25 protein-coding genes and 1 tRNA gene are annotated in these 23,307 nt (G+C 57.4%); 22 read left to right on the top strand and 4 right to left on the bottom strand.

Annotated features, from left to right (window positions below):
- Positions 1-2 precede the first annotated feature (2 nt).
- Both BZL43_RS10180 and BZL43_RS10175 read right to left on the bottom strand, forming a co-directional pair.
- Positions 3-2,039, bottom strand: a complete 2,037-nt coding sequence (locus tag BZL43_RS10180) for a HAMP domain-containing sensor histidine kinase (protein WP_095632283.1) — start codon at positions 2,037-2,039, stop codon at positions 3-5.
- 45 nt (positions 2,040-2,084) lie between these two features.
- Positions 2,085-3,002, bottom strand: coding sequence for a putative 2-dehydropantoate 2-reductase (locus BZL43_RS10175; protein ID WP_095632282.1), 918 nt, complete (start codon positions 3,000-3,002; stop codon positions 2,085-2,087).
- Positions 3,003-3,142: 140 nt separating this feature from the next.
- On the opposite strand from BZL43_RS10175, the gene BZL43_RS10170 reads away from it, so the two are divergent.
- Both BZL43_RS10170 and BZL43_RS10165 read left to right on the top strand, forming a co-directional pair.
- Positions 3,143-3,628 carry a YajQ family cyclic di-GMP-binding protein gene (locus tag BZL43_RS10170; RefSeq protein WP_095632188.1) on the top strand — a complete coding sequence of 162 codons (486 nt, stop codon included), beginning with the start codon at positions 3,143-3,145 and terminating at the stop codon, positions 3,626-3,628.
- Positions 3,629-3,766: 138 nt separating this feature from the next.
- Positions 3,767-4,609, top strand: a complete 843-nt coding sequence (locus BZL43_RS10165) for a mechanosensitive ion channel family protein (protein WP_095632187.1) — start codon at positions 3,767-3,769, stop codon at positions 4,607-4,609.
- A 136-nt stretch (positions 4,610-4,745) separates the two neighbouring features.
- Here the strand turns inward: BZL43_RS10165 and BZL43_RS10160 are convergent, their stop codons facing one another.
- Positions 4,746-6,074 (bottom strand): OprD family porin, encoded by a 1,329-nt coding sequence (locus tag BZL43_RS10160; RefSeq protein ID WP_095632186.1) that lies wholly within the window; start codon positions 6,072-6,074, stop codon positions 4,746-4,748.
- A gap of 897 nt (positions 6,075-6,971) precedes the next feature.
- Between BZL43_RS10160 and BZL43_RS10155 the strand changes: the two genes are divergently transcribed.
- A complete protein-coding gene (locus tag BZL43_RS10155; protein ID WP_095632185.1) occupies positions 6,972-7,397 on the top strand; it encodes an HIT domain-containing protein in 426 nt (141 codons plus the stop codon).
- A 2-nt stretch (positions 7,398-7,399) separates the two neighbouring features.
- On the top strand, positions 7,400-7,606 hold the full coding sequence (locus BZL43_RS10150) for a SlyX family protein (protein ID WP_095632184.1): 207 nt from the start codon (positions 7,400-7,402) through the stop codon (positions 7,604-7,606).
- Positions 7,607-7,684: 78 nt separating this feature from the next.
- On the opposite strand, the gene BZL43_RS28720 is transcribed toward BZL43_RS10150, so the two are convergent.
- A complete protein-coding gene (locus BZL43_RS28720; RefSeq protein ID WP_095632183.1) occupies positions 7,685-8,287 on the bottom strand; it encodes a cold-shock protein in 603 nt (200 codons plus the stop codon).
- A gap of 464 nt (positions 8,288-8,751) precedes the next feature.
- Here BZL43_RS28720 and BZL43_RS10140 point away from each other — a divergent pair, with 464 nt between their 5' ends.
- The 18 genes from BZL43_RS10140 to nadA all read left to right on the top strand — a co-directional run bounded on the left by BZL43_RS10140 (position 8,752) and on the right by nadA (position 23,192).
- Complete coding sequence (locus tag BZL43_RS10140) at positions 8,752-9,090, top strand: ribbon-helix-helix domain-containing protein (protein WP_095632182.1); 339 nt, start codon at positions 8,752-8,754, stop codon at positions 9,088-9,090.
- Between the two features lie 136 nt (positions 9,091-9,226).
- Complete coding sequence (locus BZL43_RS10135; RefSeq protein WP_010457489.1) at positions 9,227-9,448, top strand: FmdB family zinc ribbon protein; 222 nt, start codon at positions 9,227-9,229, stop codon at positions 9,446-9,448.
- Between the two features lie 119 nt (positions 9,449-9,567).
- Positions 9,568-11,343, top strand: coding sequence for an aspartate--tRNA ligase (aspS, locus tag BZL43_RS10130; RefSeq protein WP_095632181.1), 1,776 nt, complete (start codon positions 9,568-9,570; stop codon positions 11,341-11,343).
- Positions 11,344-11,466: 123 nt separating this feature from the next.
- Entirely contained in the window at positions 11,467-12,213 is a 747-nt protein-coding gene (locus BZL43_RS10125; protein WP_095632180.1) for a YebC/PmpR family DNA-binding transcriptional regulator, read from the top strand.
- Between the two features lie 158 nt (positions 12,214-12,371).
- Positions 12,372-12,896: a crossover junction endodeoxyribonuclease RuvC gene (gene ruvC, locus BZL43_RS10120; protein WP_095632179.1), complete on the top strand. Its 525-nt coding sequence runs from the start codon at positions 12,372-12,374 to the stop codon at positions 12,894-12,896.
- 114 nt (positions 12,897-13,010) lie between these two features.
- Positions 13,011-13,625 carry a Holliday junction branch migration protein RuvA gene (ruvA, locus tag BZL43_RS10115; RefSeq protein ID WP_095632178.1) on the top strand — a complete coding sequence of 205 codons (615 nt, stop codon included), beginning with the start codon at positions 13,011-13,013 and terminating at the stop codon, positions 13,623-13,625.
- Entirely contained in the window at positions 13,626-14,687 is a 1,062-nt protein-coding gene (gene ruvB, locus BZL43_RS10110) for a Holliday junction branch migration DNA helicase RuvB (RefSeq protein WP_095632177.1), read from the top strand.
- A gap of 127 nt (positions 14,688-14,814) precedes the next feature.
- Entirely contained in the window at positions 14,815-15,282 is a 468-nt protein-coding gene (gene ybgC, locus BZL43_RS10105) for a tol-pal system-associated acyl-CoA thioesterase (RefSeq protein WP_007933231.1), read from the top strand.
- A complete protein-coding gene (gene tolQ / locus BZL43_RS10100; RefSeq protein WP_007977321.1) occupies positions 15,272-15,967 on the top strand; it encodes a protein TolQ in 696 nt (231 codons plus the stop codon). Before ybgC ends, tolQ begins: the two co-directional genes overlap by 11 nt.
- A 23-nt stretch (positions 15,968-15,990) precedes the next feature.
- Positions 15,991-16,443, top strand: coding sequence for a protein TolR (tolR, locus tag BZL43_RS10095; protein WP_168185083.1), 453 nt, complete (start codon positions 15,991-15,993; stop codon positions 16,441-16,443).
- The gene (tolA, locus tag BZL43_RS10090; protein ID WP_095632175.1) at positions 16,443-17,522 is read left to right on the top strand and encodes a cell envelope integrity protein TolA; all 1,080 of its coding nucleotides are present in this window, start codon (positions 16,443-16,445) and stop codon (positions 17,520-17,522) included. Before tolR ends, tolA begins: the two co-directional genes overlap by 1 nt.
- Positions 17,519-18,820 (top strand): Tol-Pal system beta propeller repeat protein TolB, encoded by a 1,302-nt coding sequence (tolB, locus tag BZL43_RS10085; protein WP_095632174.1) that lies wholly within the window; start codon positions 17,519-17,521, stop codon positions 18,818-18,820. Before tolA ends, tolB begins: the two co-directional genes overlap by 4 nt.
- Positions 18,821-18,872: 52 nt before the next feature.
- Entirely contained in the window at positions 18,873-19,370 is a 498-nt protein-coding gene (gene pal / locus BZL43_RS10080) for a peptidoglycan-associated lipoprotein Pal (RefSeq protein WP_095632173.1), read from the top strand.
- Between the two features lie 6 nt (positions 19,371-19,376).
- Positions 19,377-20,222, top strand: coding sequence for a tol-pal system protein YbgF (gene ybgF, locus BZL43_RS10075; protein WP_095632172.1), 846 nt, complete (start codon positions 19,377-19,379; stop codon positions 20,220-20,222).
- Between the two features lie 179 nt (positions 20,223-20,401).
- A complete protein-coding gene (queE, locus tag BZL43_RS10070; RefSeq protein WP_095632171.1) occupies positions 20,402-21,049 on the top strand; it encodes a 7-carboxy-7-deazaguanine synthase QueE in 648 nt (215 codons plus the stop codon).
- 1 nt (position 21,050) lies between these two features.
- Positions 21,051-21,743: a 7-cyano-7-deazaguanine synthase QueC gene (queC, locus tag BZL43_RS10065; RefSeq protein WP_095632170.1), complete on the top strand. Its 693-nt coding sequence runs from the start codon at positions 21,051-21,053 to the stop codon at positions 21,741-21,743.
- 63 nt (positions 21,744-21,806) lie between these two features.
- Positions 21,807-21,882, top strand: a tRNA-Lys gene (locus BZL43_RS10060).
- A 251-nt stretch (positions 21,883-22,133) separates the two neighbouring features.
- Positions 22,134-23,192, top strand: a complete 1,059-nt coding sequence (gene nadA, locus BZL43_RS10055) for a quinolinate synthase NadA (RefSeq protein WP_095632169.1) — start codon at positions 22,134-22,136, stop codon at positions 23,190-23,192.
- The last annotated feature ends 115 nt before the right edge of the window (positions 23,193-23,307 follow it).

Genomic DNA, 23,307 nt, shown 5'->3' with positions numbered 1-23,307 from the left:
GGTTACCTCGACAGCTGATTGAGTTCTTGGGAAACCACCGGAGCGCCTGACAACGGCAGGCGCAAGGTGAAACAGGTGCCTTGGCCCGGCGTCGATTGCACTTCCATCTGGCCCTTGTGGTTGTTGGTGATGATGAAGTACGAAACCGAGAGCCCCAGACCGGTGCCCTGACCGATTTCCTTGGTGGTGAAGAACGGCTCGAACGTACGTTTGCGCACGCTCTCGCTCATGCCGATGCCGTTGTCCTCGACCTGAATCTCTGCCCACGGCGGGTTCAGTTTTGTCCGCAGAATGATCCGCCCCGGCTCGCGGTCGTCGGTACGTTGATGAATGGCTTGCGCGGCATTTTTCAGCAGGTTGAGCAGCACCTGTTCCAGTTCGTTGGCAGTGCCGGGCACCGGGCCCAACGCCGGATCGAACTGACGAATGATCGCCTGCCCCTTGAAGTCGAAACCGATCGCCAGGTCGAAGTCGTTGCCGGCGATTTCCACCGCTTGATCGATCAACGCCGGCAAATCGCAGGGCGCCATCTGCCGGGTACTGCGTCGGCTGAAGCTGAGCATGTGCGTCACGATTTTTGCCGCCCGTGCGCCAGCCTGTTGAATGCCATCGAGCAACTGCGGCACTTCGCGAGCTATCAGGTACTGGTTGACCGTTTCCAGCTCGATGCCGAGTTGCTCGGCCTGTTCGAGGTTTTTCGGCAGATCGGGCGACAGGCGCCGACGAATGTTCTGCACGTTGTGCAGGATCGCGCCCAGCGGATTATTGATCTCGTGGGCCATGCCGGCGGCGAGACCACCAACCGAGAGCATTTTTTCCGACTGCACCATCATTTCTTCCAGGGACAGCCGCTGAGTGATGTCGTCGATCCGGATGACCACACCGCGCCCGGCACCGCCCATCAACGGGTAGAACGTCAGGGCGTAATGCCGGGGCTCTTCGTCCTTGAGCCAGGTCACGCGTTCGATCTTCGCCACTGTGTGCTGCTCGACGGTTTGCCTGAGCTGCGGCAGGAACGGCTTGAGCGGTTCGAAGGCGAGGAAGATCGGCTGGTTCAAGGCTTCGGCGAGGCGCGTGCCGGACAGGGCGCTGGCTTCCTGATTCCACTGGGTCACGTAGAGCTGCTCGTCGAGGGCGATCAGGGCCGACGGCATGGAGTCGATGATGCTGTTGAGGTAGTTCTGGAAGCCGGTGAGTTTCTTTTCGATCTTGCTGCGCACCTGAACTTCCAGTTCCAGCTTGCGGTTGGTGTGACGGGTTTCTTCCGCCAGCCCCTGAGCCTGGTCATAAGCGGCCTGAGAATCGTCGCGGGCACGCTTGAGCTGCTGCTCCCGGGCCTCGATGCGCGAGAGCATGGTGTTGAAGGCTTCGGCGAGGCTGCCGATTTCGTCGTGGTTGCCACGGGAGGCGCGCAGGGCGTAGTTCTCTTCCCGGGTCACTTGCCGGGACAATTCTTCGAGCTGATGGATCGGTCGGGTGATCAGGCGTTTGATCTGCCGGGCGATCACCAGCCATAACAGCACGCTGAAAATCAGAATCCCCAGGCTGGCGGTCAGGGTCCCGGTATAGAACGCCATCGGCAATTCGCTGCTGGCCACCAGCAGCAAATGCCCTGGCGCAGTACCGGGGCGGGGCAGGGTGATGACTTGATTGTTACGGAACTCGGTGGCTTGCCAGGCTTCCAGGTGCCGGAAATGCGCTGGCAGGCTCAATTCGTCGCCGTGTTGCAGTTGCGCCAGACGCACGCCCTTGCCGTCATAGATGGCCGCCGCGCGCAGCGGTGTATAACTATTGAGTTCGTTGAGCAAGCGCTCGGCGTTTTGCGGCGATTTCAGCGCATCGGACACCAGGCTCGGGTTGGACACCAGTCGGCCGATGGTCTGCAAGGCCTGGGGAGCCATGCTTTCCTGGGAGATGTAATAGGCGGCGCTGATAAAGGTCAGGTTGGCGACCAACAAAACAGTGGTCAACAGCACCAGCAGGGCGGCCAGCAATTTCTGGCCGACTGGAAGGTTTTCAAGGCGCTGGCGCAATGGCATCAGGTTCATCGCTAAAAAGGAACAAGTGGCCAGCGTAGCCGCTGCTCAGTCGCTGGGCAATCCAAGGCTGCGCAGATGAACAGTCAGGCGCTCCTGCAATTGACTGAGGTGGGGCAGGTCCAACTGATGCTGGGACGCGACTTTGCAGGCATGACCCAATAGATAGCTGATTTCGGTGCGGCGCTGATTTGCGACGTCCTGATACATCGAGGAGAAATTGGCCGCCGTGGCCTGGATCACTCGTTCGACTTCTTCCCGCAGATTTTGCGCCGCTGCTGGCTGGCCGCAGCGCTTTAGCAGCTCGGTGAGCTCGACGCACAGGGCGGCGACTTCGCCATGATGCTGCTGCAAACCGCCGTTGCGACATTCGTGCAGCACGGACAGCGGGTTGATCGCACAATTGAGCGCCAGTTTTCGCCACAGCCTTGTGAGGATATCGGTGCTCCACTCATGGGGAATACCGGCGGCGCTCAACTCCTCCAGCCAGATCGGCGCCACTGGATGGCTCGCATCGCCCAGCCAGGTGTAGCCGTGGCCGGCGAATACCACACGCCAGTCACCCTCGCGAAATGCGCCTTCGGTGCTGGAGGCGAAAATGCAGCGCGCCTGAGGCACCTGCGCGGCAACCGCGTCCTGGCTGCCGAGGCCGTTCTGCAGCAGGATCAGTTCGGCGTTCGGTGTCAGGCGGTGGGCGAGGCGGGCCACGGCTGTTACGGCGTCGTAGGCTTTACAGGCCACCAGCAGGCGGCTGATGGGCTCGTCGCTGTCAGGTGTTTCGCCGGGCACCGGATACAGCTGCGCTTCGCCGTGTTCGACCAGCGTCAAACCGCCCGCCGTCCGATAGGCCTGCAAGCGTGTCGAGTCCCGCACGATCAGCCTGACCGGCACACCTGCCCGCGCCAGACGTGTGGCCCAAAGGGTGCCGAGGCTGCCGGCACCCAGAATATGCCAAGGAGTGGACATCAGCTTTTTGCTCGGTTTGACGCTGGCATGTGAGGCTCGCAGTATCGGTTGGAAAAGACCCGTTATAATGAGCCCGATTTTAACCGCAAGCCAAGCGCGCTCCATCGTTATCGAGCGTGCCTTTTTATTGGAGAGATTACATGCCGTCGTTCGACGTGGTATCCGAACTGGACAAACACGAAGTCACCAACGCGGTCGAGAACGCCGTCAAGGAACTCGATCGTCGCTATGACCTGAAAGGCAAAGGCACCTTCGAGTTCAAGGAAAAGGACCTGACCGTCAACCTGACCGCGGAAGCCGATTTCCAGCTCGAAGCGATGATCGAGATCCTCAAGCTGGCCCTGGTCAAGCGCAAAATCGACGTGCAGTGCCTTGAAGTCAAGGATGCCTACGCGTCGGGCAAGTTGATGAAGCAGGAAGCGGTCCTCAAGGAAGGCATCGACAAAGAGCTGGCGAAGAAAATCGTCGCTCACGTCAAAGACGCCAAGCTCAAGGTTCAGGCCGCCATCCAGGGCGAGCAAGTGCGCATCACCGGCAAGAAGCGTGATGACCTGCAAGAAGCGATTGCGGCCCTGCGCGCCAAATCCTTCGATATGCCGCTACAGTTCAATAACTTCCGCGACTGACTTTTCAAGCGGGAACCTCTCGGCGTTTTCGACGTCCGAGGCCCAAGCAACGGCAGAAACGATTGAATTCTTCATGGGTTCGGTCTTTCTGCCGCTCATTTTTTGCGTGCCGGGTAGCCGGAAATCAGGAGAAAAAAGATGGATTTGAATGCTGAAGTGGACAACCTGGTCAAGGCATCCCAAGCCTGGATTCCAATGATCATGGAATACGGCAGCCGCGTGCTGTTGGCGGTGATTACCCTGGCTGTCGGCTGGTGGCTGATCAACAAGGTGACGCAAAAACTCGGCGGCCTGCTGGCGTTGCGCAATGCCGACCTGGCGCTGCAAGGTTTCATCAGCAGCCTGGCGAACATCATCCTCAAGGTTTTGCTGATCGTGAGTGTGGCGTCGATGATCGGCGTGGAAACCACCTCGTTCGTCGCGGCGATCGGTGCTGCTGGCCTGGCGATCGGTCTGGCGTTGCAGGGCAGCCTGGCGAACTTCGCTGGCGGCGTGCTGATTCTGTTGTTCCGCCCGTTCCGCATCGGTGACTGGATCGAAGCCCAAGGTGTTGCCGGTACCGTCGACAGCATCCAGATCTTCCACACTGTACTGCGCACCGGCGATAACAAAACCATCATTTTGCCTAACGGCAATCTGTCGAACGGCATCATCACCAATACCAACCGTCAGCCGACCCGCAAGGTGATATTCGATGTAGGTGTGGCTTACGAAGCGGACTTGCAAAAGGCCCGTGAAGTATTGCTGGAACTGGCCAAAGACCCGCGCGTACTGGCTGATCCGGCACCGGAAGCGGTGATTTCGACACTGGGCGACAGTTCGATCACTGTTTCCCTGCGGGTGTGGGTGAAGACCGCTGACTACTGGAATGTGATGTTCATGTTTAACGAACAATCCCGTGATCGTTTGAAGACTGCCGGTATCGATATTCCATTTCCGCAGCGGGTTATTCGAATGGTTCAGGAGTCGGCAACGGCGTAATAATGGGTCTCATGTTTGACCTCTCGGTCAGACTTGTTCTGCAAGAGCTGAACCCTTAAACACAATGCTGTAGCCAATAAAAAAGGCCCATCCGAAGATGGGCCTTTTTTGATTACCGCGAAGTAGCTAACGGCAATTACAAAATCGACAGCGGGTAGTCGACGATCAGACGGAACTCTTTGATATCGCCTTCGCCCTGGTCGCCATTAGCGAAGTGCCATGCTTGACGAACGCGGAAGGAAAGATCTTTTGCCGGGCCAGTCTGAACAACGTACTTGGCTTCCAGGTTGGTTTCGTTGTGCTTGCCATCTTCACCGTACAGGCCGGCGTAAGCACTGCCTGTTGGAGTGTTGGTGCCGTCGATGTCCCAACCTTTTACGTAACGGGTCATGAAGCTCAGACCTGGAACGCCGTACTCAGCCATTTTCAGGTCATAACGGACCTGAGCAGACTTCTCGTTAGGACCGTTGAAGTCAGAGTACTGGATGGAGTTGGCGAGGAAGATCGAGTCGCCGCCGCGGTTGTTGTCACCCACGCCGATGTAGTCGAACGGGACGTCGCCGTTAACTTTCTGGAAGGCCACGGTAACGGTGTGTGCTTTCAGGAACGAGTAAGCAGCAGCCAGCGAGAACGTGGTGTTGCTGATCTCGCCTGCTTTGGCGGAACCGGTATCTTGGGTGTTGTAGATGTTACCGTCCAGGTTAATCGACTGATCGCTACCCATTGGGATGGTGTAGTTCAGGTTGGCGTAGTACTGGTTCCAGATGTCTTCCAGCTGGGCGCCGTAAAACGATGCGCTGAGGTTCTCGGTGAACCCGTACTTGCCGCCAGCATAGTCTGCGGTTTTAGCGGTAACGCCGGCGTAGTTCGCCCACAGTTCGCCATCGCTGTTCATCTCATCCTGGCTGGAGGCCGAGTAGAAGTGACCGCCTTCCAGGTCCAGGTTCTTGATTTCGCTGCTCTGCAGTTGGAAACCGGTAGCGGTTTGAGGCAGCAGACGAGAACCGCCGATAGCGAATACTGGAGAGGTGCTTGGCTGCATCTCACCGAACTTCAGTTCAGTTTTGGAGATGCGAACTTTAACGGCGGCACCGGCTTTGCCGAAGTCGTCGTGGTTGCGGCCTTGGGAGTCGCGGCTCAGGTTACCCGAGCCAGTTGTGCCGTCGCCACCGTCCAGTTTGATACCCAGATAACCGAATGCATCAACGCCGACACCTACGGTACCTTGAGTATAACCGGAGCTGAAATTGCCCCAGATGCCCTGTGTCCAGTCTTTCTGGTCGTTTGCGCCGTCTCTGCGGTCACGGTTGAAGTAATAGTTGCGAAGCAGCAAGTCGAACTTGGCGTCTTCAACAAAACCTTTGGCTTCAGCCTGGTCACTTACAAACGGTGCGGCCGTAGCCATTTGAGTACTGGCTGCTGCTGCAACTGCCAGTGCGATCATGCTCCACTTCATCACGCGCATCGTGATTTGCTCCTTTGGTTTTAGAAGAGTACTGCCGTCCCGCCTGTTTTATTATCCGGGCGGCTCTTTCTTTTTGTGTCGGCGCAAACTTATATCACGCCGACCATGTTGGCGATACTTGCGTATCTAACCTTTCAGCTTCTTTACGAGTGTGTCGCAAATGACTGGGTAGATGTCGCAAATTCACAATTCCGACGCAATCGGACTGACAACTTCATCGTTGTTTTCCATGGCTTGAGCGTCGGTAAAAAAGAGTCCCTTGTCCTGCACCTGAATCTCCATCGGGCAATCCTGCCACTGTTTTATTGGCCTTAAGGCTTCCACTTCCAGCGGAGCGCTTATAGACGATACGGGGGTGAATGCAACAAGCGTGCACAAATCGGAATTCTGTCGCTGTTTTTTCCCCAAAGCCTGCCTGCTGCTATAAAAACCTCATGAAACCGGGGGCGTCGAGCTCTATTTACTTGAGCTTGACGCCATGCTTCGCATCGTGGTTACCACCTCGAATTGATGGGGGTGACAATCAAAAACGTTACCGGTTCACCCCGACAGTGAGTAGTTAGCGGATGCTGACGCACTGAGCGTAGACGCGTTGTGCGGTTTTGGTGCAAAAAATTTCAATTGCTGTACCGATTTCACCCAGTGTCTCTTTGTCGTGGATTCGAACGGCTCGTTGTTTATCGGTCATTTCGGCATTTTTTGTTCGGTGGCTGGTTCTGTCATGGTGCGTACTGGATCAAAATGGCTCATATCGGGGCGCCCGCAGGGCACAGCAGGTGGCAGTTCGTCGTGAAGCGCGTGGCGTTCGCAGGTATGCTGCCGTCCTGTCGCTTGGTGCGCCGTCTCTGCCAATGGGGCGCTAAGCTGAAAAAAGATCACCAGAGGGGAGTGTGCGCTGTGTTCGCTTTAGATCCACGACTTAAACAAGACACGTTGCCTATTGGCGATTTCCCGCTCTGTCGGTTGCTTCTGTCCAATGATTCGAACTACCCGTGGTTCATCCTCGTGCCCCGCCGCGAGGATATCAGCGAGATATTTCAATTAGATGTCGCAGATCAACACCAGCTGTGGCAGGAAACCACCGCACTGGCGGAAACGCTCAAGGACTCGTTCGACGCGGATAAATTGAACGTCGCGGCCTTGGGTAATGTCGTCAGTCAGTTGCACATGCATGTGATTGTGCGCAAGCGTGAGGACGCCGCCTGGCCAGCCCCGGTCTGGGGCAATCAGCCGGCCAAACCCTACAGTCCAGAGCAGATCGCGACGATTCGTGAGCGTCTGCGTCTGGTGTTGACCGATGACTTCACGTTTCTGGAGGGCTGAACATGAGCCTGGAAGAGCGCGTTAACGATCTGGAAAGCCAGTTGGCGTTTCAGGATGACACTATCCAGACCTTGAATGATGTGCTGGCGGCACAGCAGCATGCGGTTGAGCGCCTGCAACTGCAAATGGCAGCGCTGCTCAAGCGGCAGGAGGAAATGGTCGGTCAGTTCGAGTCCTTCGAAGAAGAGGCTCCGCCACCGCATTACTGAGCGGCATGAGTGGAAAGCAGGGCATAAAAAAACCGCGAACAGCCTGGGCTGTTCGCGGTTTTTTTTTTAGCTTTGGAGTCAGCGACGCGGCAGAGCGGCAATCACATCTTCAGCTTGCAGGCCTTTGTCACGGTTCATCACGGAGAACTCCACACGCTGGCCTTCGACCAGAACACGGTGGCCTTCGCCGCGAATTGCCCGGAAATGCACGAAAATATCATCGCCGGAATCACGGGAAATAAAGCCGAAGCCTTTGGAGGTATTGAACCACTTGACGGTGCCGGTATCGCGGTTGCTCATGTCATAGCTTGGCGAGGCGGCGGCCGGTGAGGATTTGTAGAAGCTGACAGCCAGGTGCAAAAGAACGGCGATCAGGGCAACGACCAGACTGAACAGAACGGCAGGTTGACCGGCGATGACAGGCATCGGGGCGAACAAGGTCAGTGTTTGCAATACCACAGCCAGAACCAGCAAGGCGCTGACCAGGTTTTGCAACTGATGACGCGGGCCTTTGTTCCAGTAAGGGATGACAGGTGCAAGGGTGAGGTTGAGCAGGCCGAAAAAGGCCAGGTACAGCGCATCGGGTTGTTGCAGGTAAGGTAGCGCTTCGGATCGCAGGCTAGGGATGAAGGACAGCAGCAAGGCTGCTGCGCCCATTAGCAGGTGGACGATTTTCAACATTTTGATTAACTCACGTTAAGACGGATCACAAGGAAGAGCTGATGGAGCACGGTTCGCTTCAGAACAATAAGAGGCGTTGGACACGTACCCGGTATCAGCCTATGCGCAACCCCCGGAAAATAGGCGGTAGCGACACACTGCCTATTTAACAGCAAAGCCCGCAGCTACTCAAATCAGGCAGTCCAGCGGTACTCCCGGTGGCCACCGTGTGGATGACCCATGCTGAGTCATATTTGTCTGCTGTGTTTCTGGCGTCTTTTTGCCTTTTCGCCGAAAGAGATTGCGTCGGTTTTCGTAGGAAATCGTCCGGCCTAGGACGAGCTCCATCATCTGCCCTCCGTTGTTGGCTTATCCTACGGCGATGGTCAAAAAGTCATCTGGATTATCCCTGTGCGCCTGCGCTTTTATAAGAAAACGGAATATGACTCTTATAAGCAGCAAGGATGGCAAAGGAGTGTCAAGTTATGGTTGATCAAGACAGGCGATGCGAAGGGAGGGGCGGTCCGCTCAAGGAGGGAAAGATTGATTCATTGGTCAATGAATTCAATATGGGCCTGGCCCAGCCATTATCCCGGTCCGTGCGCTTGAATGGCTTTGCGACCTGTTTGCGGCTGGAGCAGGTTTATTGGGATATTTTGGGTGATATGGCCAAGGTCAATTGCTGCTCGGTCAGTGCGCTGTTGTCCCACGTGGATCGCGAAGTGCATCTGCGTCACGGCGGGGTGAAGAATTTCACCGGGCTGGTGCGGGTTGTCTGCGTCGTGCACAGCCTGAAGGAAGGAAGTTGCCTGGTCATGGCTTAACGGTGGTGGTTGATCAGGTCGAGTGTCGGTCTGTGCAGTCTTACGGCTGCACAGGCTGCATTTAATGGATATAATCCCGCCCTTTGCCGCAAAGCCCAGCATGCGCGGTAGCAATCTGATCGCCGAGACAACCCCCATGCCGATGTACGACTATCAATGTGCTTCCTGTGGTCATCAGTTGGAAGCCATTCAAAAGATCAGCGCGGCACCGCTGGTCGACTGCCCTGCCTGCCAGGCGCCAGAGCTTAAAAAGATGCTGTCCATGCCGGGCTTCCGCCTCAGCGGTACCGGCTGGTACGAAACCGACTTCAAGACCGGTTCCAAGAAAAACCTGGCCGGTGGCGACAAAGCTGACTAGGGTCTAGCGCCCCGGCTGAACGACACGCGCGAGCTCTTGCATCATCTGGCACCTTATTCAGGTGTAGGGCGGCAAGACCTCCAACCGAATTTCGAATTACGAGAAGCGAAACCACTACCATGATGCGCAGCCATTATTGCGGCCAACTGAACGAAAGCCTGGAAGGCCAGGAAATTACCCTTTGCGGATGGGTCCACCGTCGTCGTGACCACGGTGGGGTGATTTTCCTCGATATCCGTGATCGTGACGGTCTGGCCCAGGTGGTGTTCGACCCGGACCGCGCTGAATCCTTCGCCGCCGCCGATCGCGTGCGCAGCGAGTTCGTCGTGAAGATCACCGGCAAAGTCCGCCTGCGTCCGGCCGGTGCCACCAACGCCAACATGGCGTCGGGCATGATCGAGGTTCTCGGCTACGAACTGGAAGTGCTGAACGAATCGGAAACCCCGCCGTTCCCGCTCAACGAGTTCTCCGATGTTGGTGAAGAAACTCGCCTGCGCTATCGCTTCCTTGACCTGCGTCGCCCGGAAATGCTCGAGAAGCTGCGTCTACGCTCGCGCATGACCACCAGCATCCGTCGCTACCTGGACGAGAACGGCTTCCTCGACGTCGAGACACCGATCCTGACCCGCGCCACGCCAGAAGGCGCTCGCGACTACCTGGTGCCGAGCCGTACGCACGCAGGTAGCTTCTTCGCCTTGCCGCAATCGCCACAGCTGTTCAAGCAGCTGCTGATGGTCGCCGGCTTCGACCGTTACTACCAGATCGCCAAGTGCTTCCGCGACGAAGACCTGCGTGCCGACCGCCAGCCTGAATTTACCCAGATCGACATCGAAACCAGCTTCCTCGATGAAAAAGACATCATGGGCATCACCGAAGGCATGGTCCGCACCCTGTTCAAGGAAGTGCTGGGTCTGGAGTTCGGCGATTTCCCGCACATGACCTTCGAAGAGGCCATGCGTCGTTATGGTTCCGACAAGCCGGACCTGCGTAACCCGCTGGAACTGGTGGACGTTGCCGACCAGCTGAAAGAAGTCGACTTCAAGGTGTTCAGCGGCCCGGCCAATGACCCGAAATGCCGCGTTGCCGCTCTGCGCGTTCCAGGCGCGGCAAGCATGCCGCGCAGCAAGATCGACGATTACACCAAGTTCGTCGGCATCTACGGTGCCAAGGGCCTGGCGTACATTAAGGTCAACGAGCGCGCCAAAGGCGTTGAAGGTCTGCAATCGCCAATCGTCAAGAACATCCCTGAGGCCAACCTGAACGTGATCCTCGATCGCGTCGGTGCGGTCGATGGCGATATCGTGTTCTTCGGCGCTGATAAATCGAAGATTGTCAGCGAAGCCCTGGGGGCTCTGCGGATCAAGCTCGGCCACGACCTGGAGCTGCTGACCTGCAAGTGGGCGCCAATGTGGGTCGTTGACTTCCCGATGTTCGAAGAGAACGACGACGGCAGCTTCAGCGCGTTGCACCACCCGTTCACCGCACCGAAGTGCACCCCGCAAGAACTCGAAGCCAATCCTGCCAAGGCTCTGTCCCGTGCCTACGACATGGTGCTCAACGGCACCGAGCTGGGTGGCGGTTCGATCCGTATCCACCGCAAGGAAATGCAGCAGTCGGTATTCCGTCTGCTGGGTATCGACGAAGCGGAACAGGAAGAGAAATTCGGCTTCCTGCTCGATGCGCTGAAGTACGGTGCACCGCCGCACGGTGGCCTGGCCTTCGGTCTGGACCGTCTGGTGATGCTGATGACCGGCGCCCAGTCGATCCGTGAAGTGATCGCCTTCCCGAAAACCCAGAGTGCGGCGGATGTCATGACTCAGGCACCGGGTCAGGTGGATGCCAAGGCACTGCGCGAACTGCACATTCGTCTGCGCGAAACGCCTAAAGCTGAGTAAGGCTGACCAGAAGGGCGCATTTTCGGATGCGCCCTTTCTATATAGGAAGGTCGAGATTTTTTTTTGCTGGCTGGCGCATTATGGCGTGGCGGGCAATGTTTCAAAGATAATTCGGAGCGAGTTATGGCAGGTCATTCCAAGTGGGCGAACATCAAGCACCGCAAAGAACGTCAGGATGCCAAGAAGGGCAAGATTTTCACCAAGTGGATTCGTGAACTGACGGTTGCTGCTCGTCAGGGCGGCGGTGATCCGGGCTCCAACCCGCGTTTGCGCCTGGCGCTGGATAAAGCGCTGGGTGCGAACATGAGTCGCGACATCATCGACCGCGCAGTGGCTCGCGGCGCTGGCGCCGCCGATACCGACGACATGGTCGAGCTGACCTACGAAGGTTACGGCCCGGGCGGTGTGGCGGTGATGGTCGAATGCATGACCGATAACCGTAACCGTACAGCCGCCGCCGTTCGCCATGCGTTCAGCAAGTGCGGCGGCAACCTTGGCACTGACGGTTCGGTGGCCTATCTGTTCGAACGCAAGGGGCAGATTTCCTTCGCGCCGGGCGTGGACGAAGATGCGCTGATGGAAGCGGCCATGGAGGCTGACGCCGATGATGTGGTGACTCACGAAGACGGTTCAATCGACGTGTTCACTTCGTTCGCCGGCTTTTATTCCGTGCGCAACGCTTTGGAGGCTGCCGGCTTCAAGGGTGATGACGCGGAAATCGTCATGCTGCCGACCACCAGTGCCGAACTGGACCTGGAAGGCGCGGAGAAGATTCTGAAGCTGATCGACATGCTCGAAGACCTGGATGACGTGCAAAACGTGTATTCCAACGCGGACATTCCAGAGTCGGTCGCCGCACAGCTCGGTTAAGGGCGACTAAGATCCAGTGTGGGAGCTGGCTTGCCTGCGATGGCGGCGTGTCAGGCTACATCATTGTCTGATGTGCCTACGCCATCGCAGGCAAGCCAGCTCCCACATTTGTTATTCGCTGTATTGAATATCGTGCTTTTACTAAGCCTGCAGGCGTTATGACTTTAATTCTTGGTATCGACCCCGGTTCGCGTATCACCGGTTATGGCGTGGTACGTGACACCGGGCGTGGCTGCGTGTACGTGGCGTCGGGGTGCATTCGAACGGGCTCCGGCGAGCTGCATGAACGCCTGCAAATCGTCTATCGGAGCGTGCGTGAAGTGATCCAGGCCTACGGCCCGGTGACCATGGGCATCGAAAAAGTCTTCATGGCCCGCAATGCCGACTCCGCCCTCAAGCTCGGTCAGGCCCGCGGTGCTGCCATCGTGGCCGGTGCCGAGGAAAGCCTGGAAATCGCCGAATACACTGCGACCCAAGTCAAACAGGCGGTGACCGGCACCGGCGCGGCGAATAAAGAGCAGGTGCAGATGATGGTCATGCACATGCTCAAATTGACCAGCAAGCCGCAAATCGATGCCTCGGATGCCCTGGCCATCGCAATTTGCCATGCTCATACACGGTCCAGCCTGTTGCCTCATGGTCTGGGCACAGCACGCAGTCGTGGCGGGCGCCTGCGTCTCTGATAGCATCAGCAATCATTTTTTATGGAATGAGGGTTTGCGCCTGTGTTGTCGGCGTAAAGCCTTTGTTCTGTCAGTCGCCAGCACTGATCTGGCCAAGGCTCAAGGATCTGAAACGTGATTGGACGCTTGCGCGGCACTTTGGCTGAGAAACAGCCGCCGCACCTGATTCTGGATGTAAACGGTCTGGGCTATGAGCTGGAAGTGCCCATGACCACGCTTTATCGCTTGCCGTCGGTCGGTGAACCGCTGACCTTGCATACCCATTTGGTCGTACGCGAAGACGCGCAGTTACTCTATGGCTTCTTTGGCAAGCGCGAGCGAGACTTTTTTCGCGAGCTGATCCGTCTCAATGGTGTGGGGCCCAAACTGGCGCTGGCCTTGATGTCGAGCCTTGAGGTCGATGAACTGGTTCGCTGCGTGCAGTCCCAGGACACTTCGGCGCTGACCAAGGTGCCAGGCGTGGGCAAGAAGACGGCCGAGCGTTTGTTGGTGGAACTCAAGGATCGCTTCAAGGCGTGGGAAACCGTGCCGGCGATGTTCGCGTTGGTGCCAAACCAGCCGGGCGGGCCAGATGCGCCTCCAGTTGCCAGCGCTGAAAATGACGCGGTCAGCGCGCTGATTTCCCTGGGCTACAAGCCGCAGGAAGCCAGCAAGGCGATTTCTGCGATCAAGGAGAAGGGTTTGAGCAGTGAAGACATGATTCGTCGTGCCCTTAAGGGAATGATCTAAGTGATTGAAGCTGATCGTCTGATCGCCGCCACGGGTGGCCCTCGTGAGCGTGAGGAAGTCCAGGACCGGGCAATTCGTCCCGTCAGCCTGGCCGAGTACATTGGCCAGCCGACCGTTCGCGAGCAAATGGAGTTGTTCATCCAGGCCGCGCGTGGGCGCAACGAATCCCTGGATCACACACTCATTTTCGGCCCGCCGGGGCTGGGTAAAACCACCCTGGCCAACATCATTGCCCAGGAAATGGGTGTGTCGATCAAAAGCACCTCGGGGCCGGTCCTTGAGCGTCCGGGTGATTTGGCGGCGTTGCTGACCAACCTTGAACCCCATGACGTGCTGTTCATTGACGAGATCCACCGGTTGTCGCCGATCGTCGAAGAGGTGCTGTACCCGGCGATGGAAGATTTCCAGCTCGACATCATGATCGGCGAAGGGCCGGCCGCGCGCTCGATCAAACTCGATCTGCCGCCGTTCACCCTGGTCGGCGCAACCACCCGGGCCGGCATGCTGACCAACCCGTTGCGCGACCGCTTCGGGATCGTCCAGCGTCTGGAGTTCTACAGCACCGCCGACCTGGCAACGATTGTCGGCCGTTCGGCGAACATTCTCGGGTTGCCGCTGGACCCGGAGGGCGCCTTCGAAATCGCCCGCCGCGCCCGTGGCACGCCGCGGATCGCCAACCGCTTGCTGCGCCGAGTGAGGGATTTCGCCGAGGTTCGCGCCAAAGGCCACATCACCAAGCCGATCGCCGACCTGGCGCTGAATCTGCTGGATGTCGACGAGCGTGGCTTCGACCATCAGGATCGACGCCTGCTGTTGACCATGATCGAGAAGTTCGACGGTGGACCGGTGGGGGTCGACAGTCTGGCGGCGGCGATCAGCGAAGAGCGACACACTATTGAAGATGTGCTGGAGCCATATTTGATCCAGCAGGGCTACATCATGCGCACTCCGCGGGGGCGAGTGGTCACTCGACATGCATACCTGCATTTCGGCTTAAACATCCCGTCACGATTAGGCGAGATGCCTGTGGTAGACGAGTTCCTCGATGCCGTGGACGATTAGTAACCTTTGCGTGCTGATTTATTCGGGGTTTGTGCTGTCCCAGGACCGTACTTTCGCCGCAAAGCCGCGAATCAATGAAAAACAGTTGCCTGGCCGGATTGGCAACCTGAGGAGTAAGCACTAGAGTATGCGCGCGCAAAACGGGCTTGAGCCGTTCGCACATCGTTGTCGCGTTTATTACGAGGACACCGATGCGGGCGGCATCGTGTATTACGTCAATTACCTCAAGTTTATGGAACGGGCTCGAACCGAGCGGCTCCGGGAGCTGGGCTTTGCCCAGTCGGCGCTGGCAGGGGAGGACCTGTTGTTCGTCGTGCATTCCAGCGAAGCGCGTTACCACGCGCCGGCGCGACTGGACGACGAACTGCTGGTAAGCGCTGAAGTAATTGAATTGAACCGGGTCAGCCTGCGCTTCAAACAGCAGGTCAGGCGAGCTACGGATAATGTGCTGCTCTGCGAAGGGCAGTTTCTGGTGGCCTGTGTGCGCACCAACAGTTTAAAACCCCGGGCCATTCCCGAAGCTCTACGTGCGGCCTTTGCCGACGTGAGCGGCGCGGGTACACACTCAAAGCAGGAGATAAAGCGTGGAAGCTAACGTCGTCGACCATTCCTCCATGTGGAGCCTGGTCAGCAATGCCAGTATCGTGGTGCAACTGGTAATGCTGACCCTGGTAGCCGCATCGGTGACCTCATGGATCATGATCTTTCAGCGCAGCAACTTGCTGCGCGCCGGTCGACGCGCCCTGGAGAGCTTTGAAGAGCGCTTCTGGTCCGGTATCGACCTGTCCAAACTCTACCGTCAGGCCGGCAGTAACCCTGATCCGGATTCGGGCGTGGAGCAAATCTTCCGCGCCGGTTTCAAGGAATTCTCCCGTCTGCGTCAGCAGTCAGGCGTTGATCCGGAAGCGGTCATGGAAGGCGTAGCCCGTGCCATGCGCGTGGCCATCTCCCGCGAGGAAGAAAAACTCGAGCAGAGCCTGCCGTTTCTCGCCACCGTCGGTTCCGTCAGCCCGTACATCGGTCTGTTCGGTACGGTCTGGGGCATCATGAACTCCTTCCGTGGCCTGGCCACCGCCCAGCAAGCGACCCTGGCCACTGTGGCCCCGGGTATCGCCGAAGCACTGATCGCTACCGCGATCGGTCTGTTCGCCGCCATCCCGGCTGTAATTGCCTACAACCGTTTTGCTGCTCGCAGCGAAACCCTGCTGGGCCGTTACTACACCTTCGCCGATGAATTCCAGGCGATCCTGCACCGCAAAGTGCACACCAGCGAAGAATAAGCAGGTAATTCCCAATGGCTTTAATCGCTCGAGCTCGCAAAAAGCGCAAGTCGGTTGCCGAGATGAACGTGGTGCCTTACATCGACGTGATGCTGGTACTGCTGGTCATCTTCATGGTGACCGCGCCGATGCTCAATCAGGGCGTGAAAGTTGATCTGCCCAAGGTTTCCAGTGAAGCCTTGCCGCAGGACAACAACACTCAGGTCCTGACCATTTCGATCAAGGCTGACAAGACCTATTACTGGAACCTTGGCAGCGAAGTCGACACCGATAAGCAGCAGGACAAGGCCATGACCTTGCCGCAAATGACCGACGCGGTGACCAAGATCGTTCGCGCCGGCACTGAAGGTGGCAAGCGTACCCAGGTATTCATCCGTGGCGACAAGACCGTCGATTACGGCGCCGTCATGGGCGCCATGGGCGGGTTGCAGAAAGCCGGGGTCGGTAATGTTGGCTTGATTACCGAGGCACCCTGATGCAGCAAATGCGAGAGCCGTCCGCCTCGGAAAGCTATTTCTGGCCTAGTGTCTGGGCGATTGTCTTGCACGTGCTGGTTTTCGGCATGCTGTTCGTCAGTTTTGCCTTCACACCGGAACTGCCGCCGGCCAAGCCGATTGTCCAGGCGACCTTGTACCAGCTGAAATCGAAAAGTCAGGCGACCACCCAGACCAATCAGAAGATTGCGGGTGAAGCGAAGAAATCCGCCGCGCGCCAGACCGAAGTCGAACAGATGGAACAGAAAAAGATCGAGCAGGAAGCGATCAAGGCCGCGGAACAAAAGAAGGAAGATGCGGCTCAAAAAGCCGAAGAATCCAAGAAGGCCGACGAGACGAAGAAAGCGGAAGAGGCAAAAAAGGCGGATGAAGCCAAGAAAGCCGATGAAGCCAAGAAGACCGCCGAAGCCAAAAAGGCCGAAGAGAAACAATTGGCTGATATAGCCAAGAAGAAATCTGAAGAAGAAGCCAAGAAAGCTGCGGAAGAAGAGGCCAAGAAAGCGGCCGCCGAAGAAGCGAAGAAAAAGATCGTCGAAGACGCGAAGAAGAAAGCCGCCGAAGACGCCAAGAAAAAATCCGAAGCTGAAGAAGCGAAGAAGAAAGTCGCCGAAGACGCGAAGAAGAAAGCTGCTGCCGATGCTGCGAAGAAAAAATCGCAGGAAGCGGCACGTAAATCCGCCGAAGAAAAAAAGGCTCAGGCCCTGGCAGATTTGCTTTCCGACACGCCGGAGCGTCAGCAGGCCTTGGCCGATGAGCAGGGTGACGAAGTCGCCGGCAGTTTCGATGATCTGATTCGTGCTCGTGCAGCGGAAGGTTGGGCTCGTCCACCTTCGGCACGCAAAGGCATGACGGTGGTATTGCAAATCGGCATGTTGCCCGATGGTACGGTGACTTCGGTCGGCGTAGCCAAGTCCAGCGGCGATAGTCCGTTTGACGCTTCCGCTGTAGCGGCGGTCAAGAACATTGGACGTTTGACAGAAATGCAGGGAATGAAACCGAGCGATTTCGCTCCCTATCGTTCATTCAAGATGACATTCACACCTGAGGATCTAGCCTTGTGAGAAACCTTCTTCGAGGAATGCTTGTCGTTATTTGCTGCCTGGCAGGGATAGCGGCAGCTGATGAGAAAAACATTCTGGTTACCAGCGGCAGTGATCGGGCCACCCCGATCGCGGTAGTGCCGTTTGGCTTCCAGGGCGGTAGCGTGCTGCCGGACGACATGGCTGAAATTATCGGTAACGACCTGCGCAACTCGGGTTACTACTCGCCGATTCCAAAACAGAACATGATCAGCCAGCCAAGCCAGGCCAGCGAAATCATCTTCCGTGACTTCAAGGCGCTGGGTGCCCAGTACGTCATGGTCGGCAGCATTGTTCCAGCGGGCGGTCGCCTGCAGGTTCAATACGCACTGTTCAACGTCGCCACCGAGCAGCAAGTGCTGACCGGCAGCGTGTCGGGCGGCGTCGATCAACTGCGCGACATGGCGCATTACATCTCCGACCAGTCGTTCGAGAAACTCACCGGTATCAAAGGTGCGTTCTCGACTCGTCTGCTGTACGTGACGGCCGAGCGGTTCTCCGAGAAGAACACTCGCTACACGCTGCAACGTTCGGACTATGACGGTGCCCGTGCGGTGACCCTGCTGCAATCGCGCGAGCCGATCCTGTCGCCGCGTTTTGCACCGGATGGCAAACGCATTGTTTATGTGTCGTTCGAGCAGAAGCGTCCGCGCATTTTCATGCAGAACATCGATACCGGTCGCCGTGAGCAGATCACCAATTTCGAAGGCCTGAATGGTGCGCCAGCCTGGTCGCCGGATGGTCAGCGTCTGGCATTCGTATTGTCCAAAGACGGTAACCCGGACATCTATGTGATGAACCTGGGTTCGCGTCAGATCAGTCGCGTCACCAATGGTCAGGGCATCAACACCGAACCGTTCTGGGGTAAAGATGGTTCGACCATCTACTTCACCTCCGACCGTGGCGGCAAGCCACAGATCTACAAAACCAGCGCAAGCGGTGGTGGTGCGGAGCGTGTGACCTTCATCGGTAACTACAACGCCAACCCTAAACTGTCGGCCGATGAAAAGACCCTGGTAATGATCCATCGTCAGGAAGGCTTCACCAATTTCAAGGTGGCGGCGCAGGATTTGCAGCGCGGTAGTGTAAAGATCCTCACTGATAGCACTCTGGACGAGTCGCCTACTGTTGCGCCCAACGGCACCATGGTAATCTACGCCACCCGCCAGCAGGGCCGGGGAGTCTTGATGCTCGTGTCCATTAATGGGCGCGTGAGGCTCCCGCTTCCTACCGCACAAGGCGAAGTCAGAGAACCGTCCTGGTCCCCTTACCTGAACTGACGCGGCGCTACATGTTGTACTTAACACACTGGGGTTCATTAGGAGTTTCACGATGGAAATGCTGAAGTTTGGTAAATTTGCTGCGCTGGCTCTGGCCATGGCTGTAGCTGTAGGTTGCTCGTCCAAAGGCGGCGACAACGCCGGTGAAGGCGCTGTTGATCCAAACGCTGGTTACGGCGCTAACACTGGTGCTGTTGACGGTTCCCTGAGCGAAGAAGCTGCTCTGCGCGCAATCACCACCTTCTACTTCGAATACGACAGCTCGGACCTGAAGCCAGAAGCCATGCGCGCTCTGGACGTTCACGCCAAAGACCTGAAAGCAAACGGCGCTCGCGTTGTTCTGGAAGGCAACACCGACGAACGTGGTACTCGTGAGTACAACATGGCACTGGGCGAGCGTCGTGCGAAAGCCGTTCAGCGTTACCTGGTACTGCAAGGTGTTTCCCCAGCTCAGGCGGAACTGGTTTCCTACGGCGAAGAGCGTCCAGTTGCTACCGGCAACGACGAGCAGTCCTGGGCTCAAAACCGTCGCGTCGAACTGCGTAAGTAATTCGTCATGCGAACGTGCCGTCGTGCTGTAACTGTTTTGGCTCTCAGCCTCGCACCGCTTGCGGTGTGGGCTGCGGTTCCTGTGGTCGAGGACAACTCCGGCTATAACAATAGCGGGAGCAGTTATCCGCCTGCGGGTTACGGTACGAACGGCGCCTATGCCGGGGGAGGGGTTTCAGCCCCTGTCTCGGCGCAGGGCCAGCTGTTCAACCAACTGCAACAAATGCAGGATCAGATCTCGCGCCAACAGGGTGTGATCGAAGAACTGCAAAATGATGTAGCGCGCATGAAGCAAGAAAGCCTGGAGCGATATCAGGATCTTGATCGGCGCATAGGAACCGGTGTTGCACCCGCCGCGACTCCTGATAATTCTTCCACCGGTGGCAATTTGAATGCCCCCGGTGCAGCAGCCGGCGCAGGAGCGGCAGCCGTTGCCACTTCCACACAAGCGCCTGCCGCAGGTAGCGAACCGGCTGATCCGGCGAAGGAAAAACTGTACTACGATGCAGCCTTCGACCTGATCAAAGCCAAGGATTTCGACAAGGCCAGTCAGGCTTTCGCCGCATTCCTGCGCAAGTACCCGAACAGCCAGTACGCGGGCAATGCCCAGTACTGGTTGGGTGAAGTGAACCTGGCCAAGGGCGATCTGCAAGGTGCAGGTCAGGCATTTGCCAAAGTTTCGCAGCTGTACCCCAAGCACCCCAAAGTGCCTGATTCGCTGTACAAGCTCGCTGATGTAGAGCGCCGCCTCGGTCATACCGACCGGGTCAAAGGCATTCTGCAGCAGGTCGTGTCCCAATATCCGGGCACTTCCGCCGCTCAGCTGGCTCAACGCGATTTGCAGCGTATGTAAGCCTGTAAGCTTGTCGAAATAGTTATGTTTAGAAGAAACCCGCGCCTATCGCGGGTTTTTTCGTTAGAATTCATGCCCTTTTTATGAAACACGCTTTTTGGGATCTGCGCGTTGGCGAGGTCCCTTGAAGTGCCTGACGGAGGCGGACAGCCTGTTTAGCTGTTACGCCCGTGGCGACTATGCAAGACACATTGAGAATCACCGAAGTTTTCTACTCGTTGCAGGGTGAAACGCGGACTGCCGGGCTGCCCACTGTCTTTGTGCGCCTGACCGGTTGCCCATTGCGTTGCCAATACTGTGACAGCGCCTACGCGTTCACTGGCGGCACCCTTCGCACGCTCGATGACATCCTCGAGCAAGTGGCCGGTTTTCGCCCGCGTTACGTCTGTGTCACGGGTGGCGAGCCCTTGGCGCAACCGAATGCCATCCCTTTGCTCAAGCAGTTGTGTGATGCCGGCTACGAAGTGTCACTGGAAACCAGTGGCGCGCTGGACATCTCGGCGGTCGATCCACGGGTCAGTCGCGTCGTCGACCTGAAAACCCCGGGTTCGAAAGAAGCACACCGCAACCGCTACGAAAACATCGAGCTGCTCACGCCTAACGATCAGGTAAAGTTTGTCATCTGCTCGCGGGAAGACTACGACTGGGCTGTGTCCAAGCTGATTCAATATGGCCTGGACCAGCGTGCCGGCGAAGTCTTGTTCTCGCCCAGTCACCATGACCTGAATGCGCGTGATCTGGCGGACTGGGTGGTAGCGGACAATCTGCCTGTGCGTCTGCAATTGCAGCTGCATAAATATCTTTGGAATGATGAGCCGGGGCGTTGAAATGACTGAACAAACGAACACTGCTGAAAAACGCGCGGTCATCTTGCTGTCCGGTGGCCTCGATTCCGCAACAGTCGTGGCCATGGCCCGTGCCGAAGGTTACCGCTGCTACACCATGAGCTTCGATTACGGTCAGCGGTCTCATGCCGAATTGCACGCCGCCGCACGTGTCGCCCAAGACTTGGGTGTGGTCGAGCACAAAGTGATCGGCTTGAACCTGAACGGTATCGGCGGGTCGGCATTGACCGACACCCGTATCGATGTGCCGGAAACACCGGGTGAAGGTATCCCGGTGACTTACGTGCCAGCGCGCAACACCGTGTTTCTGTCCTTGGCACTGGGCTGGGCCGAAGTGCTGGGGGCGCGTGACATCTTTATCGGCGTCAACGCGGTGGATTATTCCGGTTACCCGGATTGCCGTCCCGAGTTCATCGAGGCCTTCGAGCGCATGGCCAATCTGGCGACCAAGGCCGGGGTAGAAGGGCAGGGTTTCCGTATCCAGGCGCCACTGCAGAACCTGAGCAAAGCGCAGATCGTCCAGGCCGGCGTGAAGCTGGGCGTCGATTACGGGCTGACCGTTTCCTGCTATCAGGCGGACGATAACGGCCGCGCCTGCGGCAAATGCGACAGCTGCCGCCTGCGTGCAGAAGGCTTCGCGGCGGCCGGTGTGAAGGACCCAACACCTTATTTTTGATTTATTTCAAATTAGGTGTTGAATAGTCCTTAAAAATCAGTATTATACGCGCCACCACACAGCGGGTCGTTAGCTCAGTTGGTAGAGCAGTTGGCTTTTAACCAATTGGTCGTAGGTTCGAATCCCACACGACCCACCATTTTAAAAAATCTGGAAGGCCCACGTAAGTGAGGATTTCCGGGTTTTTTTTTGCCCGCAATTTGAGCACCGCTCAATCCGGGTGACGCAGGTCAGAATCATCTTTTGCATCTTCGGGATATTCTGTAGCCTTGCGCAACTTCAATGCTGTCCATGCCTGATGAATACTCACTATCCCGGCGGTGCCCATAAGGGTCCGGAGCCGGGTGTATACTCGACTTTCGCGCGAAAGCGCCTGCAGGTCTTGCGAACATGACGCAGATTTCCGAACGCCTTCTGGTTCAAGCCCACCTCGACGCCAAGCAGCCCAAGCCGCTGACAGCCGAGGAAGAGGCTTATTACCGTGCTGCCATCGCTGCCGAGCTCAAGGCTCAGGACGCGGTGCTGGTTGCCCACTTCTATTGCGATCCGGTCATTCAGGCCCTGGCCGAAGAAACCGGTGGCTGCGTCTCCGACTCTCTGGAGATGGCCCGCTTTGGCAATGCCCACCCTGCCAAGACTGTGGTGGTCGCCGGCGTGAAATTCATGGGCGAAACCGCGAAAATCCTCAACCCTGAAAAACGCGTGCTGATGCCGACCCTGGAAGCGACTTGCTCGCTGGACCTGGGTTGCCCGGTGGACGAGTTCTCGGCGTTCTGCGATCAGCATCCGGAGCGTACGGTGGTGGTGTATGCCAACACCTCGGCGGCAGTCAAAGCCAGGGCGGATTGGGTGGTGACGTCCAGCTGTGCGCTGGAAATCGTCGAAAGCCTGATGGATAACGGCGAAACCATCATCTGGGCGCCAGACAAGCACCTGGGCACTTATATACAGCGCAAGACCGGTGCTGACATGCTGCTGTGGGACGGCGCCTGCATCGTCCATGAAGAGTTCAAGGCCAAACAGCTCGAAGACATGAAAGCGCTGTACCCGGATGCGGCCATTCTGGTGCACCCGGAATCTCCGACCGCCGTAATCGACTTGGCCGACTCAGTGGGTTCCACCAGTCAGTTGATCGCTGCGGCGCAAAGTCTGCCGAACAAGACCCTGATCGTCGCCACCGACCGTGGCATCTTCTACAAGATGCAGCAGCTGTGTCCGGACAAGGTCTTCATCGAAGCGCCAACGGCCGGTAACGGCGCCGCCTGCCGCAGTTGCGCACATTGCCCCTGGATGGCGATGAACACGCTTGAGCGCACGCTGAAGAGCTTGAAGGAAGGGACGAATGAAATTTTTGTCGATCCAGCGTTGATTCCGCAGGCGGTCCGGCCGTTGAAGCGGATGCTTGATTTCACGCAGGCTGCAAGGATGAAATTAGCCGGCAACGCCTGAGATCTTTCAGGTAAGCCACAAAACCTGTGGGAGCGAGCCTGCTCGCGATAGCAATCTGTCAGTCATATCAATGTTGACTGATACACCGCTATCGCGAGCAGACTCGCTCCCACAA

This window comes from Pseudomonas sp. PICF141 (assembly GCF_002286815.1).
Classification (GTDB): Bacteria; Pseudomonadota; Gammaproteobacteria; order Pseudomonadales; family Pseudomonadaceae; genus Aquipseudomonas.
This window is presented reverse-complemented; position numbering and strand designations above follow the sequence as displayed.

Coding starts and splice junctions, on each gene's coding strand:
- ybgF (WP_095632172.1), top strand. CDS start 19,377: ATGCGAACGTGCCGTCGTGCTGTAACTGTTTTGGCTCTCAGCCTCGCA.
- ruvC (WP_095632179.1), top strand. CDS start 12,372: ATGACTTTAATTCTTGGTATCGACCCCGGTTCGCGTATCACCGGTTAT.
- BZL43_RS10170 (WP_095632188.1), top strand. CDS start 3,143: ATGCCGTCGTTCGACGTGGTATCCGAACTGGACAAACACGAAGTCACC.
- BZL43_RS10180 (WP_095632283.1), bottom strand. CDS start 2,039: ATGCCATTGCGCCAGCGCCTTGAAAACCTTCCAGTCGGCCAGAAATTG.
- BZL43_RS28720 (WP_095632183.1), bottom strand. CDS start 8,287: ATGTTGAAAATCGTCCACCTGCTAATGGGCGCAGCAGCCTTGCTGCTG.
- aspS (WP_095632181.1), top strand. CDS start 9,568: ATGATGCGCAGCCATTATTGCGGCCAACTGAACGAAAGCCTGGAAGGC.
- BZL43_RS10165 (WP_095632187.1), top strand. CDS start 3,767: ATGGATTTGAATGCTGAAGTGGACAACCTGGTCAAGGCATCCCAAGCC.
- tolA (WP_095632175.1), top strand. CDS start 16,443: ATGCAGCAAATGCGAGAGCCGTCCGCCTCGGAAAGCTATTTCTGGCCT.
- queE (WP_095632171.1), top strand. CDS start 20,402: ATGCAAGACACATTGAGAATCACCGAAGTTTTCTACTCGTTGCAGGGT.
- nadA (WP_095632169.1), top strand. CDS start 22,134: ATGACGCAGATTTCCGAACGCCTTCTGGTTCAAGCCCACCTCGACGCC.
- queC (WP_095632170.1), top strand. CDS start 21,051: ATGACTGAACAAACGAACACTGCTGAAAAACGCGCGGTCATCTTGCTG.
- pal (WP_095632173.1), top strand. CDS start 18,873: ATGGAAATGCTGAAGTTTGGTAAATTTGCTGCGCTGGCTCTGGCCATG.
- BZL43_RS10150 (WP_095632184.1), top strand. CDS start 7,400: ATGAGCCTGGAAGAGCGCGTTAACGATCTGGAAAGCCAGTTGGCGTTT.
- BZL43_RS10125 (WP_095632180.1), top strand. CDS start 11,467: ATGGCAGGTCATTCCAAGTGGGCGAACATCAAGCACCGCAAAGAACGT.
- BZL43_RS10140 (WP_095632182.1), top strand. CDS start 8,752: ATGGTTGATCAAGACAGGCGATGCGAAGGGAGGGGCGGTCCGCTCAAG.
- BZL43_RS10175 (WP_095632282.1), bottom strand. CDS start 3,002: ATGTCCACTCCTTGGCATATTCTGGGTGCCGGCAGCCTCGGCACCCTT.
- BZL43_RS10135 (WP_010457489.1), top strand. CDS start 9,227: ATGCCGATGTACGACTATCAATGTGCTTCCTGTGGTCATCAGTTGGAA.
- ybgC (WP_007933231.1), top strand. CDS start 14,815: ATGCGCGCGCAAAACGGGCTTGAGCCGTTCGCACATCGTTGTCGCGTT.
- BZL43_RS10160 (WP_095632186.1), bottom strand. CDS start 6,074: ATGCGCGTGATGAAGTGGAGCATGATCGCACTGGCAGTTGCAGCAGCA.